This is a genomic window from Catenulispora yoronensis (genome assembly GCF_039531695.1).
Classification (GTDB): Bacteria; Actinomycetota; Actinomycetes; order Streptomycetales; family Catenulisporaceae; genus Catenulispora; species Catenulispora yoronensis.
Genome location: NZ_BAAAQN010000257.1, coordinates 1 through 512, shown reverse-complemented (window position 1 = coordinate 512; position 512 = coordinate 1). Strand labels below are relative to the sequence as shown.

Annotated in this window: 2 rRNA genes; both read left to right on the top strand. The window is 59.8% G+C overall.

The annotated features are described in order from the left end of the window. Positions 1-111, top strand: a 16S ribosomal RNA gene (locus ABD481_RS47200); the annotation flags it as partial. Positions 112-434: 323 nt separating this feature from the next. Further along, positions 435-512 (top strand): 23S ribosomal RNA (locus ABD481_RS47195); the annotation flags it as partial.

Sequence of the window (512 nt, the reverse complement as noted above, 5' to 3'; positions counted from 1 at the left end):
AAGCCGGTGGCCTAACCCTTGTGGAGGGAGCCGTCGAAGGTGGGACCGGCGATTGGGACGAAGTCGTAACAAGGTAGCCGTACCGGAAGGTGCGGCTGGATCACCTCCTTTCTAAGGAGCCTCTCACTGGGGGCCGACGCCATAGGGTGTCTGGTTTCTGGTGCAGAGCAGTCCGGTTGGTTCAGCTTTCGTCTGGACGCCGGCGCTCACGGGTGGAACATCACAGGTTTTCATCTGTCACACACTGTTGGGTCCTGAGGAAACAGCGGCGCCGGTTCTCGTCATGAGGATCGGCCGTTGTGTTCTTCAGCGCCGGATCGCCCAGCGGACACATACCGGGCCTTCACTTTGTGGGGGTTGTTTGGTGTGTTCGGGTGCTGGGTGGTGAGCCGGTGGGTGTTTGAGATCTGAACAGTGGATGCGAGCATCTTTGTGGCCAAGTTTTTAAGGGCGCACGGTGGATGCCTTGGCACCAGGAGCCGATGAAGGACGTGGTAGGCCGCGAAAGGCCT